A 15,726-nucleotide genomic window follows, 5' to 3' on the forward strand; every position below is an offset into this window, starting at 1 on the left:
GGTCGGGTCGAGCGCTGGGCCGCTGTAGCAAACCACCACCGGACGAGCCCGACAAGGGAATTCCGGCCCGGCCGCCGAGGGCAGGCGCCTCCGAGTGCTCCGCGACGGCGGTGTCGTGGTCGCCGCCCGTCGGCCGATACTCGTACGCGTGGAAGAGACATCACTGGAGGGCGGCGCGGTCAACGACGTGGTCCGGGTGGGCGCGACCGTGCGGCGCACCGGGTCACCGCGATCCGCGTACGTCCATGAGGTGCTCGCCCTGTTCGAGCGCCATGACTGGCCGGGGGCGCCGCGTCACCTCGGAACGGACGAGCGGGGCCGGGAGGTCCTCTCCTACGTCGACGGCCGGGCCGCCGTCACCCCGTCCGACCGCGCCGCCGCCCGCACCGACGAGGGGCTCGTGCGCGTGGCTCGCCTGGTGCGGGCCTTCCACGACCTGACGCACGGCACACCGGCGGCCGGGGACCAGGACGTCGTCTGCCACAACGACCTGGCCCCGAAGAACACCGTGTACGACGCGCACTGGCGGCCGCTGGCCTTCGTGGACTGGGATCTCGCCGCCCCCGGTGAGCGCGTCCACGACGTCGCGCACGTGTGCTGGCAGTACCTGGACCTCGGACCCGGCGTCACGGACGTGGGCGAGGCGGCCCGGCACATCCGTCTGATCCGTGACGCGTACGGGCCGATCGACGGGGAGCGGCTCCTGGACACGGTCCTGTGGTGGCAGGACCGGTGCGCCCGGGGCATCGACGCCGGTGCCGAACGAGGCGAGCCGGCGATGGTGGCGCTGCGCGAGCGCGGGGTCGTGCGGGAGGTGCGGGCGGCGCGGCAGTGGGTGGCCCGGCACCGGCGCGAGCTGGGGGCGCTGATGCGCTGATGGGCCGGGGCGCCGGAGACCGTCGTGCTGTGGCTTTCCGGCGCGGGCCGGCCGAGTGGTTCCTTCCCGGGCGGTTCCTACGTCCGCGGGGCGCTCTTCGCCGCCGTCCCGGTGCACACCAGGCCCAGGATCACGGCCAGGGCGCCGATGATGACGTTGTTGAGCACGACGCCGGCGTCCGGGCTGTCGCCGACGATCCACGGCGACACGATCATCCACACGCCGATCGCGCAGAAGGCCCAGCTGAGGCCGTACATGCGCTCCGGGTAATGGAGGATCCAGGGGGACACGGCGCAGTACATACCGAGGTCAAAGGCGTCGTCCGGCCGGGAAGGGCCTCCGGGGGCGGCCCCCGGTGGCGGCCTCCGGGGAGCGCCGACACTCCCCGGAGGTGGCCGGGGCATCGGAGGGGGGATGTCCTGACCCGGCTCGGTCATCCGATTTCCCGGCCTGCTCCTACTTCTGACGCCGACCGGGCCGCGGATGCAGGGGCGCGCCGAGAATTTCTCGACCTGAACCCCGACCTGAACCCCGACCTCGACCTCGCCCTCGGCGCGGGAGCCGGAGCGCGACCACGAGCAGGACCGCGACCGTGGACAGGAGCAGCCCCGTGGCTTCGGGCGGGCAGGCGGGCGGCCGCGCGGGTGCCGGGGCCGCCAGGGGAGTGCCGGTCTCCCGCACCAGTCGGAGGATCGCCCGCCACACCCGGTCGGAGGGGGCGCGGAGGCCGTCCTCGGGCCCGGCTCCGCGTGCGGCCGACGCTGCCTTCCGCAGCTCGGCCAGCGTCGCGCCGCACTGGGGGCAGTGGGTCAGATGCAGGTGGGCCGAGGCGAGTTCCGCGGAGTCGGGCAGGCGGTCTCCGTCCAGGGCGAGGGCGGCGAGGAGGTCGGGAGGCACATGACCGTCCGTGTTCGTATCGGCCACGGTTCCACCTCTCCCTGCGGTGTCGCGGTGTCGCGGTGTGCGGTGGGCCGTCGGATGCGGCCGTCCCGGTCTCGGACGATGCGTGATCTCCCCCTCTTCCCGAGTTCGAGGCCTCATGGATGCGCCCGAGCGATCCGACGCGTGTCGAAGGAACTGCGTCCGGTCCCGTGAACAGGAAAGACGGCCAGTGGTTCATGCCTGCAACGTTTTTGCGTCGAAATCTTGTACGACCGTCTGTGCCGGAACCGCTCAGCCGAGGGCCGCGTCCCGCAGGCACCGGCGCAACTGGTGCAGCCCGCGCCGCGCATGGCTCTTGACCGTGCCCAGCGGCCACCCGGTGCACTCCGCGATCTGGGTCTGCGTCAGGTCCTCGTAGAAGGTCAGCCGCAGGACCCGCTGCTGGGCCGACGGCAGTTTCGCCAGCTCGTGCAGGACGATCACCCGGTCCAGAACCGCCTCGGGCCCGTGCGCGTCGGTGTCGGTCGGCGGCAGTGCCGACCCGGCGGCGGCGACGAGGTCCGAACGGCGTGTCCGGGCGGCGAGCGCGTCGGCGATCTTGCGCCGCGTGATGCCGACGATCCAGCCGCCGATCGTCCCCCGCTCGGGGCGGAACCCGCCGCGCCCCCGCCACACCCCGAGGAACACCTGCTGGGTCACGTCCTCGGCCTCCTTGAGGTCCCCCAGGGACCGCCAGGCGAGCGTGTGCACCAGCGTCGACCAGCGGTGGTAGGCCTCCTCCAGGCACGCCTCGTCGCCCGCGGCCAGGCCCCGGGCGATCTCCTCGTCGGCGAACGACTCCTCCACCGGTGCCCACAGGGGCGCGGCGGCGGGTGGCAGCGTCGCGTTCTGCTGCTGGCACATGGCGACTGCTCCTCACGCGTCGGGACGTCTTTCGCGACGCCCGGTGAGCCCATCGTCGAAGCGGCCGAGCATGGTCATCAACTTGCATCGGTTCTGCGTCGTATAGTCGCTGCCATGAGTGAGACGTCAGCCGAGGCGGCGCCCGAGGACCGGCCGGGGCCGTCCTCCGAGACCGCGGACGTGCCCCTGACGACGGGTGCCCTGGCCCGCCGGCTGGGCGTGTCGCCCACCACGCTGCGCTCCTGGGACCGCCGGTACGGCATCGGACCCGCCGTGCGCGCCGACGGCCGCCACCGCCGGTGGACCCCCGCGGACGTGGCGGTGCTGGAGGCGATGTGCCGGCTGACCTCGTCGGGGGTGCCGCCCGCCGAAGCCGCCCGCCTGGCGAGGCAGGCGCCGGGCGCCCCGCCGCCCCCGACCGAGGGGCCGCAACCGCACCGGCCGCGTTCGAGGGCCGCGGGCACCCTGCCGCTCGGCGACGTGCGCCAGGAGTGCAGGGGGCTCGCGCGAGCCGCCGTACGGCTCGACGCCCCGGCCGTCGAGGAGCAGCTCGCGGCCGCGGTGGAGCAGTACGGCGTCACCGTCGCCTGGCAGGAGGTGATGGTCCCCACCTTGCACGCGGTGGGGCGCAAGTGGGCGTCCTCCGGAGACCGTTACGTCGAGGTCGAGCACCTGCTGTCGTGGCACGTGTCGACCTCGCTGCGCCGGTGCACACCGTCCGTGGCCCGGCAGACCGTGGCCCCGGCCGCCGGACCGGTGGTGCTGGCCTGCGTACCCGGTGAACAGCACACCCTGCCGATCGAGGCGCTCAACGCCGCGCTGGGCGAACTCGGCCTGCCCACCAGGATGTTCGGCGCGGCGGTGCCCGGGGAGGCGCTGACCGCCGCGGTGCAGCGGCTGGGCCCGGCCGCGGTGTTCCTGTGGGCGCAGGCCCGTTCCACCGCGAGCCTGCCGCTGGCCCGGCACGTCGCCGGCACCTCGTGGGGTGTGAAGGGCGCCCGGCGCCGGCCCCTGGTGGTCCTGGGCGGACCCGGCTGGTCCGTCCCGGCAGCGCGCGAACTGCCGCGCCCGACGGCGCTGAAGGACGCACTCGAGATCCTGTCCGGCGCGTTCGCGGGGGCGGGCAGCGGGGAACGGCACTGACGGCGGGAATCCCCAGGGCGCCCCGGATCGGGAAGCCGTCGCGCCGGCACCGGGAGGCCGCCCGGATCACCGCAGCCGGGAAGGCCTGCCGGGAGGACTCACCCGGCGCGGATCACCGCACCCGTAAAGCCCTGCCAGGAGGAGTCACTCGAGGCCGCGTCCCCGCCGGAAGCGGGCCAGGCCTTCGGAGAGGTCGATGATCGGGTCCGGGTAGTCGCCGACGGTGGCGCGGTCCAGGCCGCGCAGCTTCCACGGCTCGTGCACGGCGGGCGCCCGGAGACCGGCGAGTTCGGGCACCCAGCGTCGGACGTACGCGCCGTCCGGGTCGTACCGCTTGGCCTGGGTGACCGGGTTGAGGACGCGGTTGGGGCGCGAGTCGGTGCCGGTGCCGGCCACCCACTGCCAGTTGAGCTGGTTGTTCGCCACGTCCCCGTCGACCAGCAACTCCAGGAAATAGCGGGCGCCGACGCGCCAGTCGACGTACAGCGTCTTGGCCAGGAAGCTCGCGGTCAGCAGGCGGCCGCGGTTGTGCATCCACCCCTCGTGGCGCAGCTGGCGCATCGCCGCGTCGACGACCGGGTAGCCGGTGCGCCCCTCCTTCCAGGCCTCGATGTCCGCGGCGGCGCTCTGCTCGGTGCGCCAGTGGTCGCGCTTGGTGCGGTAGTCGGCGGTGGCGGCGCCGGGACCGGCGGCAAGGACCTGCCGGTGGAAGTCGCGCCAGGCGAGCTGCCGTACGAAGGCCTCGGCGCCCGAGCCGCCCGCTCTGCGCGCCCGGTGGACCAGCTCGACGGGGGAGAGGGTGCCGAAGTGCAGGTGTGGGGAGAGGCGGGAGGTGGCGTCGCCGGGCAGGTCGTCGTGGCGGTCCGCGTACCCGGCGACGCCGTCGCGGAGCCAGGCCGCGAGGCGCTTGCGGGCCTCGGTCTCCCCGCCTCCGGCCAGACCGGGGGAGAGGCCGTCGAGGGCGGACCGGCTCGGCAGGGGTTCCGACCTGACCTCGTCCGGGACGCGCAGGGCACGTGGCGGGGCCAGGGGGGCCCGCAGGTTCTGTCCGGACCATCGCCGGAAGTACGGCGTGAAGACCGCGAAGTGGTTCGAGCCGGCCGGGGTCACCTCGCCGGGGGCGACGGCCGTGGTCACCGTGTCGTGGACGTGCAGCCGGCGTCCCTCGGCCTCCAGGGCGCGCCGCAGCCGTGCCTCGCGGGCGTGGGCGTAGGCACTGACGTCGGCGGCCATGTGCACCTCGTCGGCGTCCGTCTCGGCGGCCACCTCGCACACCGCCTCGACGACGTTCCCGGAGCGCACCACGAGACGGCCGCCGCGCTCGCGCAGACCGGAGTCCAGGTCGTGCAGGCAGTCGGCGAGGAACGCCAGCCGGTTGGGGGCGGCGAACCCGGCGTCGTCCACACCGCGGTCGCGCACGAACAGCGGGACCGTCCGGCTCGCCTCGGCCGCCGCACGCAGCGGCGGGTGGTCGTGCAGGCGCAGGTCCGAGGTGAACAGGACGATCGAGACGTTCATGAGGCTGTACTCCAGAGCGGGGGGTGGTGGTGTCCCTGAGGCCGGGGGCGGTCAGCCCGCGGACGAGCGTTCCCGGGTCGGTTCGGCGGGCGAGCGTGCCGCGGTGCGGGAGATGTTGCGGGCCATGCCGCCGAAAACGACGGCGTGGAAGGGGGAGACGGCCCACCAGTAGGCGTGGCCGAGCAGGCCGTGGGGATGGAACAGGGCGCGCTGGCGGTAGCGGGTACGCCCGGCCTCGTCGGTGTCCGTGGCCATCTCCAGCCAGGCCAGGCCCGGCAGGCGCATCTCGGCGCGCAGGCGCAGCAGACGGCCCGGCTCGATCTCCTCGACCCGCCAGAAGTCCAGCGAGTCACCCACCCGCAACCTGGTCGCGTCGCGGCGGCCGCGGCGCAGGCCGACACCGCCGACCAGCCGGTCGAGCAGGCCCCGGGCCGCCCAGGCGAGCGGGAAGGAGTACCAGCCGTTCTCCCCGCCGATCCCCTCGATGACCCGCCACAGCGCCTCCCGCGGGGCGTCGACGGTCAGCTCCCGCACGTCCGTGTAGAGGCTGCCGCCGGCCCAGTCCGGGTCGGTGGGCAGCGGGTCGCTGGGGGCGCCGGGGACGGACGCCGAGGACCAGCGGGTGGTGACCTGGGCGTCCCGGACCCGTTGCAGGGCCATGCGTACCGCGTCCTCGAAGCCGACCGGATGGCCCGGCGGATCGGGCACGTACGTGGCGATGTCGTGCTCGTGGCAGACGACCTCGTGGCGCAGGGACTCGGTGAGGGGGCGGGCGATGGCGGCGGGGACGGGGGTGACCAGGCCGACCCAGTGGCTGGACAGGCCCGGGCTGAGCATCGGGACGGACAGGATGAGCCGCCGGGGCAGTTCGGCCACCGCCGCGTAGCGGATCATCATCTCCCGGTAGGTGAGGACGTCCGGTCCGCCGATGTCGAAGGTGCGGTTGACCTCCAGCGGCATCCGGGCGCTGCCCACCAGGGCGCGCAGCACGTCGCGGACCGCCACGGGCTGGATCCGGGTGTGCACCCAGCTCGGCGTGACCATGACGGGCAGGCGTTCGGTGAGGTAGCGCAGCATCTCGAAGGAGGCCGAGCCCGAGCCGATGACGACCGCGGCGCGCAGGACGGTGGTCGGGACCCCGGACGCCAGCAGGATCCGGCCCACCTCGGCCCGGGAGCGCAGGTGCGGTGACAGCTCCGTCTCCGGCACGCCCGCGGGAGTGAGCCCGCCGAGGTAGACGATGCGCCGGACGCCCGCGGCTCGGGCCTCTTCGCCGAAGATCCGCGCCGCCCGCCGGTCGGTCTCCTCGAAGGTGTCGCCGGTACCGAGCGCGTGCACGAGGTAGTAGGCGACGTCGGTGTCGCGCAGGGCTTCTCCGACCGCGGCGGGGTCCAGCACGTCCCCGCGCGCCACCTCCACCTCGCCGGCCCACGGATGGTCGCGCAGCTTGTGCGGGGATCTGGCCAGACAGCGCACCCGATGGCCCTCGGCCAGGAGCTCGGGGACGAGGCGGCCTCCGATGTAGCCCGTGGCGCCGGTCACCAGGCAGCGCAGCCGCGGTTCGGTGTGCTGGTCGTCCATCAGCCGTCGGTCCTCCGTGTCGTCGTCCCCCTGTGATCACTTCCCCGGGCGGGGCCGTGCCGGATGCGTCCGCTTCTATAGGCTTCTCGGGTGGCCACAGCAGACGACCCGAAGCGGCACGCGGCAGATCAGGGACCGTCCCGGAAGTTCATGGGAACGGATCTTCACTCCCTGGCGGTCCAGCTGCGCCGGATGAACGGCGAGATCAACCGTCTGGTCCATGGTTTCGCGGGTGACCAGGGGCTGCACGTCACGGACGTCCAGGCGCTGGCGGCGATCCTGGACGCCGAGGAGCCGATGACCCCGGGCCGACTGCGGGAGCACCTCGGGCTGACCTCGGGTGCCGTCACCGCCTGTGTGGACCGGCTGGAGAGCGCCGGCCACATCCGCCGGGTCCGGGAGAGCAGCGACCGCCGGGTGGTGCACCTGTACTACGCCTCGGACGCCCGGACGGCGGCCCGCACCTACTTCCGTCCCCTGGCCGGGGCCACCGAGCAGGCCCGCACGCGGTTCTCCGACGACGAGCTGGCCGTGGTGACCCGCTTCCTCGCGGCGATGAACGAGGAGCTGTCCCTGCTGAGGTCGCCCGGCGCCTGAGCCCGCCCTCGGGCCGTCTGCCCGGCTGAAAAAGGCCGCGTCGGGCCGCATCCGGGGCCCCGGTGTCTCCAGAAGGTTCAATGATTGAGATTGTTTGTCATTGAGATAATGTCTTCCGAAGCCTGGAGAACCATGTCCCTCACCCCGCGCCGAGGCCGCTTCCTCGTGCCGCTCCTGCTCCTCGTCGTCTGGCTGGGCGTGGGCGGGGTCCTCGGCCCCTTCGCCGGGCGGCTCGGCGAGGTCGCCACCAACGACCAGGCGGGCTTCCTGCCCCGCAGCGCCGAGTCGACCGAGGTCGTCGAGGCCCAGCGCGCCTTCGACCAGGACGAGACCCTCCCGGTGATCGTCCTGTGGACCGACCAGGAGGACGGCGGCCGCGTCCGGGACCGTCAGGCCGCCGCCGAACGCGCCCTCACCTCGCTCGCCGGAGCCCCCGGCGTGGTCGGGACGGCGTCCCCCGCCCTGCTCTCCCGGGACGGAGAGGCGCTGGAGGGCGTCCTCCAGCTGCGGCCCGACCTGGGCGACGAACTGCCCCGGGCCCTCGACCACGTCCGTGCCGCCGCCGAGCGCGTTCCCGGCACCACGGTCCGACTCGCCGGTCCCGCCGCGACCCAGGCCGACCTCTCCGACGCCTTCGCCGGCATCGACGGACTGCTGCTCGCCGTCGCCCTGGTCACCGTCCTGGTGATCCTGCTGCTGGTCTACCGCAGTGTGCTGCTGCCCCTCCTGATCATCCTGGGGGCCGTCCTCGCGCTCGCGCTGGCCTGCGCGATCGTCTACCTCCTCGCCGACCACGACCTCGTCCGGGTCGACGGCCAGGTCCAGGGCATCCTCTCCATCCTCGTCATCGGCGCCGCCACCGACTACGCCCTGCTGCTGACCGCCCGCTTCCGGGAGGAACTCGCCGGGCACCAGGAACGCCACAGCGCCATGCGCGCCGCACTGCGCCAGTCCTGGGGCGCGATCGTGGCCAGCGCCGCGACCGTCGCCCTGGGGCTGCTCGCCCTGCTGATCAGCGACCTGACGAACAACCGCGCCCTCGGGCCGGTCGGTGCCATCGGCATCGGCTGCGCCGTGCTCAGCACGCTGACCTTCCTGCCCGCCGCGCTCGTCCTGCTGGGCCGCGCCGCCTACTGGCCCGCCGTCCCGAGGCCCACCGCCGGCCAGGGCATCTGGCGGCGCGTCGCCGCCCTGGTGGACCGCGCCCCGCGCACGGTGTGGGCCGCCTCCCTCGCCGCCCTGCTGCTGTGCGCCGCGTTCGCCCCCACCCTGTCGTCCAAGGGGGTCGCACTCGACGAGACCTTCGTCGGCGACGTCCCGTCCGTGACCGCGCAGCAGACCCTCGCCCGGCACTTCCCCGGAGGCTCCGGCAACCCCACCGTCGTCCTCGCCGACGCCGACCGGCTCGACCGGGTCGTCGCCGCGGCCACCGCGACCGAGGGCGTCGCCTCGGCGGCCGGCGTCACCGGGTCCGGGCGGCCCGGGGACGCCCCGCTGGTCGTCGACGGACGGGTCCGCGTCGACGTCACCCTGAAGTCCGCCGCCGACAGCGACGACGCCAAGGACACCGTGGCGCGGCTGCGCACCGCCCTGCACGCGGTCCCCGGCGCGGACGCCCTCGTCGGCGGCTACACCGCGCAGCAGTACGACACCCTGCGCACGGCCGAACGGGACCGGACCCTGATCGTCCCCGTCGTCCTGGCGATCATCTTCGTCATCCTGACGGTCCTGCTGCGCTCCCTGCTCTTGCCGGCCCTGCTCGTGGCCACCGTCGCCCTCAACTTCCTGGCGACACTCGGCGTCTCGGCCCTGGTCTTCGAGCACGTCCTCGGCTTCGGCGGCACGGACCCGTCCGTCCCGCTGTACGGGTTCGTCTTCCTGGTGGCGCTCGGCGTCGACTACAACATCTTCCTCATGTCACGGGTACGGGAGGAGTCCGTACGGCACGGGGTGCGCCAGGGGGTGCTGCGAGGTCTGGTCGGCACCGGAGGGGTGATCACCTCGGCCGGCGTGATGCTCGCCGCGACCTTCGCCGCCCTCGGGGTGATCCCGCTGGCCTTCCTGGTGCAGATCGCCTTCATCGTGGCCCTCGGGGTGCTCCTGGACACGCTCGTCGTCCGGTCGTTGCTCGTACCGGCCCTGGTCCGCGACCTCGGTGCCGTCGCCTGGTGGCCCGGCGCCAAGGCCCTCACGACGGCAGCCGCATCCGACTGAGCGTCAGGCGCGGACATGTACGCGCCATTCGAGGGCATGCGAGGACATACGACGACGAGTCGTCGTCACAAGTCGAGGATCGATGCTGGAGGTGACTGCCGGTATGGGCGCGAAGGTGTTGGAGCGGTTTCCAGCGGGCGCTCCGCGAGGATCGTGGCCGGCGGAGGAGTACGCGGCGCAGCGCCGTGCACAGGGTGAGCCCGCCACGGTCGTCATGGATCTGAACTCGGACGCTTTCCTCGTGGTGCTCCAGGGCGACGACGACTGAGGAGGACGGGACCGGCGTTCCGGCGCTCTGGCGGGAGCGCCGGTCCCGCCCTCCCGGTCACCGCTCCGGGGCGTCCGTCCCCCCGGAGCCGCCGCCGTCACCGCGCGGCGCCGTTCCGCTCAGCTCCCGAGCGCGGCGCACGAACACCTCGTGCAGATCCTGGGCCGCCCGTGGCACGGACTCGGTCCTGCGGCGCTGAAGCATCAGCAGCACCTGGGTCCGCTCCCCGGCGAGGGGCCGGTGGGTGAGGACGCCCCGCCGCTCCAACGGATCCCCGACCACGCTGAAATCCGGCAGCACCGTCACCCCGAGCCCTTCGGCGACCATCAGCTTGCCCATCTCGGCACCGTCGGTGGAGTACGAGAAGGACGGGGTCCGCCCGTCCAGCAGCCGGTGCACATACCGGTGCATGACATAGCCCGAGCGCATCGCGATGAACGGCACGTCCAGCAGGTCGGTCACCGAGACGGCGTCCCGTGCGGCGAGCGGGCTGTCCGGGCGCAGACACACCACCGGGCGGCCACGCAGCAGCTCCACGCTCTCCAGCCCGGCCGGCACGTCGTCGCCCTCCAGATGGTTGACCAGGCCGAGGTCGAGGCCGCCCTCGGCCAGCGCCCGCTGGATGTCGGACTGCTGGGTGCCGACCACCTCGACCTGGGTACGGGGATGCGTGGCGCGGAACTCCCGCAGCACCGGCAGCAGCAGCGGCACCGTCGCGGCGTTGACCGTGCCCACCCGGACCATACGGCGGATGCGGTGCTGTTCCCCCGCCGCCGAGCGCAACCGGTCCACCGCGTCCAGCACGCCGATGATGTGGGGCAGCAGCTCCCGGCCCTCCGCGCTCATCGTCGCCCCCGAGCGCTTGCGCTCCAGGAGATCCACACCCAGCTCGCGCTCCAGATTCCGCACCGTCTCGCTCAACGCGGGCTGCGAGAGCCGGAGTTCCTCCGCGGCCCGGCGCAGGGAACCGAGGCGGGTCACCGCCGCTATGTATTCGAGCTGTTCGGTGCGCATGAAAGGAAGAATGCGGCCCGCTCGCCGACCCGTTCAAGGGTTTCCCTGTCACGCCTTCGTGAAATTCAATGGTCCGCGATACGAGACCGGTCGGGTTTACCTTGACGGCCCGGACCGGCGGCTGTCACGATCGGGAACATGATGATGCGACTGGACCTCACGCGGCGACGCCATGTCGACCTCGCGCGCGTCTCCAGCGCCTCCTGTTGCCCCGCGGCCTGATCCCGGCTCCCGTCGGAGATCCGCCGCGCCTCTCTTTTCCCCGCACCTGAATTCAGCGCACCCGCGCACCCTCTGTCGCCCCAGCTGAATTCGGCGTGCCCGAGAACATTCCGCACGCTTTTCCGTGCGCATTCCGCAACAGGAGTTCCGCATGCCCGCAGAGCCCGTGAAATTCGCCTACTGGGTCCCCAACGTCAGCGGCGGCCTCGTCACCAGCAGGATCGAGCAACGCACCGACTGGGGCTACGACTACAACCGCGAACTCGCCGTCCTCGCCGAGAACAACGGCTTCGAGTACGCCCTCAGCCAGGTCCGCTACATGGCCAGTTACGGCGCCGAGTACCAGCACGAGTCGACCAGCTTCAGCCTCGCGCTGCTGCTCGCCACCCAGCGCCTGAAGGTCATCGCCGCCGTGCACCCCGGCCTGTGGCACCCCGGCGTCCTCGCCAAGTTCGGCGCCACCGCCGACCACCTCTCCGGTGGCCGCTTCGCCGTCAACGTCGTGTCCGGCTGGTTCAAGGGGGAGTTCACCGCCCTCGGCGAGCCCTGGCTGGAGCACGACGAGCGCTACCGCCGCTCCGAGGAGTTCATCACCGCGCTGCGCACGATCTGGACCGAGGACCACGCCGAACTCGGCGGCGACTTCTACCGGTTGCGCGACTTCTCCCTCAAGCCCAAGCCCCTGAACACGCCCGAGCGGCCGCACCCGGAGATCTTCCAGGGCGGCAACTCCACCGCCGCACGGCGGATGGCAGGACGGGTCTCCGACTGGTACTTCTCCAACGGCAGGGACTTCGACGGCGTCAGCGAGCAGCTCGCCGACGTGCGCCACTCCGCCGCCGAAGCCGGCCGCAGGGCACCGAAGTTCGGCCTCAACGGCTTCCTCATCGCCCGTGACACCGAGGCCGAGGCCCGGGACACCCTCCGCGAGATCGTCGCCCGGGCCGACACCGAGGCCGTCGAGGGGTTCGGTGCCGCGGTGAAGCAGGCGGGCCAGTCCACGGCCGACAAGAAGGGCATGTGGCAGGACTCCTCCTTCGAGGACCTCGTCCAGTACAACGACGGCTTCCGCACCGGCCTCATCGGCACGCCCGAGCAGATCGCCGAACGGATCGTCGCCTACAGGCGGCTCGGTGTCGACCTGCTCCTCCTGGGCTTCCTGCACTACCACGAGGAGGTCGAGTACTTCGGCAAGCGGGTGCTGCCGCTGGTACGCGAACTGGAGGCCCAGCTCCCCGAGCCCGCCCTCGCCCAGGTCTGAACAGGCAGGCGCCCCCGGCGCCCGCCCGCCGACGGACCCGCCCCACTCCCGGGACCGCCCAGGCCGAGACCACCGCGCGCCGCGCCGCCCTGCCCGAACTCACCCGGCGCCTCTGACCACTTCCTCCCGGGGCGCCCCCTCCTGAACAGGGGGCGCCCCGCCTCCCCTCTCCGAAAGAGGACCGCATGGCCACCGTCCTGTCCGTCTCCGGCAGCCCTTCCGCCTCCTCCCGCACCAACCGCCTGCTGCGCCACCTCGACCGGCGGCTGGCCGCGCAGGGGCACGAGGTGATCCCGCTCGACGTCCGCACCATCCCCGCCGAGGCCCTCCTCGGCGCCGACTTCACACACCGGGCGATCGTCGAGGCCACCGAGCTGTTCGCCCGCGCCGACGGCGTCGTCGTCGCCACCCCGGTCTACAAGGCGTCGTACTCGGGCGTCCTCAAGGCCCTGCTCGACCTGCTCCCGCAGTACGCCCTCGTCGGCAAGACCGTCCTGCCGCTCGCCACCGGCGGCACCACCGCCCATGTCCTGGCCATCGACTACGCGCTGCGCCCGGTGCTCACCTCGATGGGGGCCGCCCACATCGTGCAGGGCTGGTTCACGCTCGACAAGGACATCACCGTGTACGAGGACGGCACCCTGAGCCTGCCCGCGACCACCACCGAGGCGCTCACCCAGGTGGTCGACCAGTTCTCGGGCGCCCTGGGGCCCGCCCCGGTCCTGGCCGCGGCGGGCTGAGCCGGATGACCGCCCATGTGATTGCCGACGACGCCGAGGCCCTCGCCGTCGCGGCCGCACTCGCCGAGGAGTTCCGTGCGGGCGCCTCCGCGCGGGACGCCGAACGCAGGCTGCCCCGCACGGAGTTGGACCGGCTGTCCGACTCCGGGCTGCTCGCCGTCACCGTCCCCGCCGAGCACGGGGGAGCGGACGTCGGCGCGTGGACCCTCGCGGAGATCTTCCGCCTGCTCGCGTCGGCCGACGCCAGCCTGGCCCAGATCCCGCAGAGCCACTTCGCGTACGTCAACGTGATCCGCCGGCAAGGCACCGAGCAGCAGCGGAAGTTCTTCTTCGGCGAACTCCTCGCCGGCCGCCGCTTCGGCAACGCCCAGTCGGAGGCGGGCACACGGCACGTCCAGGACATCCGCACCCGTCTCACGCCGAGGCCGGACGGCTCGTACGTCCTCGACGGCGTCAAGCACTACGCCACGGGCGCCCTGTTCGCGCACTGGATCCCCGTGCTCGCCCGCGCCGAGCACGACCGGCTCCATGTCGCCTACGTGCCCCGCGACGCACCCGGTGTGACGGTGGTCGACGACTGGGACGGACTCGGTCAGCGCACGACCGCCAGCGGCACCGTCCGTCTCGAAAGGGTCGAGGTCCCGGCCGACCGGGTCCTGCCCCATCACCTCACTTTCGAGGGCCCGCAACTGCACGGTGCCGTGGCCCAGTTGCTGCACGCCGCGATCGACACCGGGATCGCCGGGGCCGCCCTGGCGGAGGCCGCGGAGTTCGTGAGGACGAAGAGCCGACCGTGGTTCGAGAGCGGCGTCGAGACGGCGGCCGAGGACCCGCTGCTGATCCAGCGCTTCGGCGAACTCGCCCTCCAGGTACGGGCGTCGCGGGCCCTGCTCCGAGAGGCCGCGGACGCGGTCCAGGCTGCCCAGGACGATCTCACCGACGACTCGGCGGCCGAGGCGTCCATCGCCGTGGCCGCCGCCAAGGTGCAGGCGGCGCAGGCCGCCGTCGAGGTGGCGAGCGCGTTGTTCGAGGTCGCCGGCACCCGCTCCGCCCTCGACTCCCTCAATCTGCACCGGTACTGGCGCGACGCCCGCACCCACACCCTCCACGACCCCGCCCGCTGGAAGATCCAGCACATCGGCCGCTACGTGCTCAACGGCACCCGGCCACCACGCCACGGCCTGCTCTGAGGTCTGCTCTGCCGTCGAAAACCGCCCGGGCCGCCCTGCGCCGAAGACCGCCGGCCTGCACTCACGCCGAAAACCGCTCGGTCCGCTGTGACACCCAACCCCCCCAACGGATGCTGAGCCCCCTGGCGCCCACAGCCCCGAAAACCTCGATCGGAGTTCCCCACGTGTCCCTCACCTTCCACTGGTTCCTTCCCACCAACGGCGACAGCCGCGACGTCGTCGGCGGCGGTCACGGCACCCCGGCCACCGTCTCCGGACGGGACCGGCCGCCGACGGTGGCCTACCTGAGCCAGATCGCCCGCGCCGCCGAGACCCTCGGCTTCGTCGGCGCGCTCACGCCGACCGGAGCCTGGTGCGAGGACGCGTGGCTGACCACGGCCATGGTCAGCCAGAACACCGAGCGGCTGAAGTTCCTGGTCGCCTTCCGGCCCGGCTTCGTCTCCCCGACCCTGGCCGCGCAGATGGCGTCCACCTTCCAACGGCAGTCCGGCGGACGGCTCCTGCTCAACGTCGTCACCGGCGGCGAGAGCCACGAGCAGCGGGCCTACGGAGACTTCCTCGACAAGGACGACCGCTACCGCCGTACCGACGAATTCCTGGAGGTCGTAAGGGGGTTGTGGGAAGGCAAGACGGTCGACCTCAAGGGCGAGCACCTCCGGGTCGAGGACGCGCGGCTGGCCCGGGTGCCTGACCCGGTCCCCGAGGTGTACTTCGGCGGCTCCTCGCCGATCGCCGGGGAGGTGGCGGCCAAGCACGTCGACGTGTACCTGACGTGGGGTGAGCCGCCGTCCCAGGTCGCCGAGAAGATCGCCTGGATCCGGGGACTGGCCGCCCGGCACGGGCGCACCCTCCGCTTCGGCATCCGGCTGCACGTCATCACCCGCGACACCGCCGAACAGGCGTGGGCGGAAGCCGACCGGCTGCTCGCGGGATTCGACCCCGAGACCGTGCGGTCCGTCCAGGCGGGGCTCGCCCGCAGCGAGTCCGAGGGCCAGCGGCGGATGCTCGCCCTGCACGGTGGTGGCGGTCGGGACGGCCTGGAGATCCACCCCAACCTGTGGGCCGGCATCGGCCTGGTCCGCGGCGGCGCGGGCACCGCCCTGGTCGGCAGCCACGACGAGGTCGCCGAGCGGATCAAGGAGTACCACGCCCTCGGTATCGACGAGTTCGTGCTCTCCGGGTATCCGCACCTGGAGGAGGCGTACTGGTTCGGCGAGGGCGTGCTGCCCCGGCTGGCCGCACAGGGGCTGTGGCGCCATCCGTTCGCTTCGGACAACACCCCTGCCGCGCAGGTGCCGTTCGCGAGCTGACGCACC

General features: G+C 73.0%; 14 protein-coding genes and 2 pseudogenes. 10 read left to right on the forward strand and 6 right to left on the reverse strand.

The window, feature by feature from the left end:
* Positions 1-85: 85 nt before the first annotated feature.
* A pseudogene (locus tag ACH41F_RS30125) lies at positions 86-877 on the forward strand (phosphotransferase); the annotation flags it as partial.
* A gap of 77 nt (positions 878-954) precedes the next feature.
* Here ACH41F_RS30125 and ACH41F_RS30130 read toward each other — a convergent pair.
* From ACH41F_RS30130 to ACH41F_RS30140, 3 genes and pseudogenes are all read right to left on the reverse strand, one after another.
* A pseudogene (locus tag ACH41F_RS30130) lies at positions 955-1,191 on the reverse strand (SPW repeat protein); the annotation flags it as partial.
* Between the two features lie 142 nt (positions 1,192-1,333).
* A complete protein-coding gene (locus ACH41F_RS30135; protein WP_398838303.1) occupies positions 1,334-1,801 on the reverse strand; it encodes a hypothetical protein in 468 nt (155 codons plus the stop codon).
* Between the two features lie 249 nt (positions 1,802-2,050).
* The gene (locus tag ACH41F_RS30140; protein WP_391231777.1) at positions 2,051-2,662 is read right to left on the reverse strand and encodes a sigma-70 family RNA polymerase sigma factor; all 612 of its coding nucleotides are present in this window, start codon (positions 2,660-2,662) and stop codon (positions 2,051-2,053) included.
* A 114-nt stretch (positions 2,663-2,776) separates the two neighbouring features.
* Here ACH41F_RS30140 and ACH41F_RS30145 point away from each other — a divergent pair, with 114 nt between their 5' ends.
* Complete coding sequence (locus ACH41F_RS30145; protein ID WP_391231778.1) at positions 2,777-3,805, forward strand: MerR family transcriptional regulator; 1,029 nt, start codon at positions 2,777-2,779, stop codon at positions 3,803-3,805.
* 144 nt (positions 3,806-3,949) lie between these two features.
* On the opposite strand, the gene ACH41F_RS30150 is transcribed toward ACH41F_RS30145, so the two are convergent.
* Positions 3,950-5,323: an FAD-binding domain-containing protein gene (locus ACH41F_RS30150; protein ID WP_391231779.1), complete on the reverse strand. Its 1,374-nt coding sequence runs from the start codon at positions 5,321-5,323 to the stop codon at positions 3,950-3,952.
* A gap of 51 nt (positions 5,324-5,374) precedes the next feature.
* Positions 5,375-6,904, reverse strand: a complete 1,530-nt coding sequence (locus tag ACH41F_RS30155; RefSeq protein WP_391231780.1) for a DUF2867 domain-containing protein — start codon at positions 6,902-6,904, stop codon at positions 5,375-5,377.
* A gap of 150 nt (positions 6,905-7,054) precedes the next feature.
* Here ACH41F_RS30155 and ACH41F_RS30160 point away from each other — a divergent pair, with 150 nt between their 5' ends.
* The 3 genes from ACH41F_RS30160 (at position 7,055) to ACH41F_RS30170 (ending at position 9,983) form a co-directional block, all read left to right on the forward strand.
* Complete coding sequence (locus ACH41F_RS30160) at positions 7,055-7,501, forward strand: MarR family transcriptional regulator (protein ID WP_391231781.1); 447 nt, start codon at positions 7,055-7,057, stop codon at positions 7,499-7,501.
* 132 nt (positions 7,502-7,633) lie between these two features.
* Positions 7,634-9,715 (forward strand): MMPL family transporter, encoded by a 2,082-nt coding sequence (locus tag ACH41F_RS30165; protein WP_398838305.1) that lies wholly within the window; start codon positions 7,634-7,636, stop codon positions 9,713-9,715.
* Positions 9,716-9,797: 82 nt separating this feature from the next.
* The gene (locus ACH41F_RS30170) at positions 9,798-9,983 is read left to right on the forward strand and encodes a hypothetical protein (protein ID WP_391231783.1); all 186 of its coding nucleotides are present in this window, start codon (positions 9,798-9,800) and stop codon (positions 9,981-9,983) included.
* 57 nt (positions 9,984-10,040) lie between these two features.
* Here the strand turns inward: ACH41F_RS30170 and ACH41F_RS30175 are convergent, their stop codons facing one another.
* On the reverse strand, positions 10,041-10,997 hold the full coding sequence (locus ACH41F_RS30175) for a LysR substrate-binding domain-containing protein (protein WP_391231784.1): 957 nt from the start codon (positions 10,995-10,997) through the stop codon (positions 10,041-10,043).
* 144 nt (positions 10,998-11,141) lie between these two features.
* On the opposite strand from ACH41F_RS30175, the gene ACH41F_RS30180 reads away from it, so the two are divergent.
* The 5 genes from ACH41F_RS30180 to ACH41F_RS30200 all read left to right on the forward strand — a co-directional run bounded on the left by ACH41F_RS30180 (position 11,142) and on the right by ACH41F_RS30200 (position 15,720).
* Complete coding sequence (locus ACH41F_RS30180; protein WP_353962852.1) at positions 11,142-11,219, forward strand: putative leader peptide; 78 nt, start codon at positions 11,142-11,144, stop codon at positions 11,217-11,219.
* A gap of 151 nt (positions 11,220-11,370) precedes the next feature.
* A complete protein-coding gene (sfnG, locus tag ACH41F_RS30185) occupies positions 11,371-12,480 on the forward strand; it encodes a dimethylsulfone monooxygenase SfnG (RefSeq protein WP_391231785.1) in 1,110 nt (369 codons plus the stop codon).
* Between the two features lie 185 nt (positions 12,481-12,665).
* Positions 12,666-13,220, forward strand: coding sequence for an NADPH-dependent FMN reductase (gene ssuE / locus ACH41F_RS30190; protein ID WP_391231786.1), 555 nt, complete (start codon positions 12,666-12,668; stop codon positions 13,218-13,220).
* A gap of 5 nt (positions 13,221-13,225) precedes the next feature.
* Complete coding sequence (locus ACH41F_RS30195) at positions 13,226-14,410, forward strand: SfnB family sulfur acquisition oxidoreductase (RefSeq protein ID WP_391231787.1); 1,185 nt, start codon at positions 13,226-13,228, stop codon at positions 14,408-14,410.
* A gap of 164 nt (positions 14,411-14,574) precedes the next feature.
* A complete protein-coding gene (locus tag ACH41F_RS30200) occupies positions 14,575-15,720 on the forward strand; it encodes an LLM class flavin-dependent oxidoreductase (RefSeq protein ID WP_391231788.1) in 1,146 nt (381 codons plus the stop codon).
* The last annotated feature ends 6 nt before the right edge of the window (positions 15,721-15,726 follow it).

Source organism: Streptomyces sp. NPDC020489 (assembly GCF_044386545.1).
GTDB lineage: Bacteria > Actinomycetota > Actinomycetes > Streptomycetales > Streptomycetaceae > Streptomyces.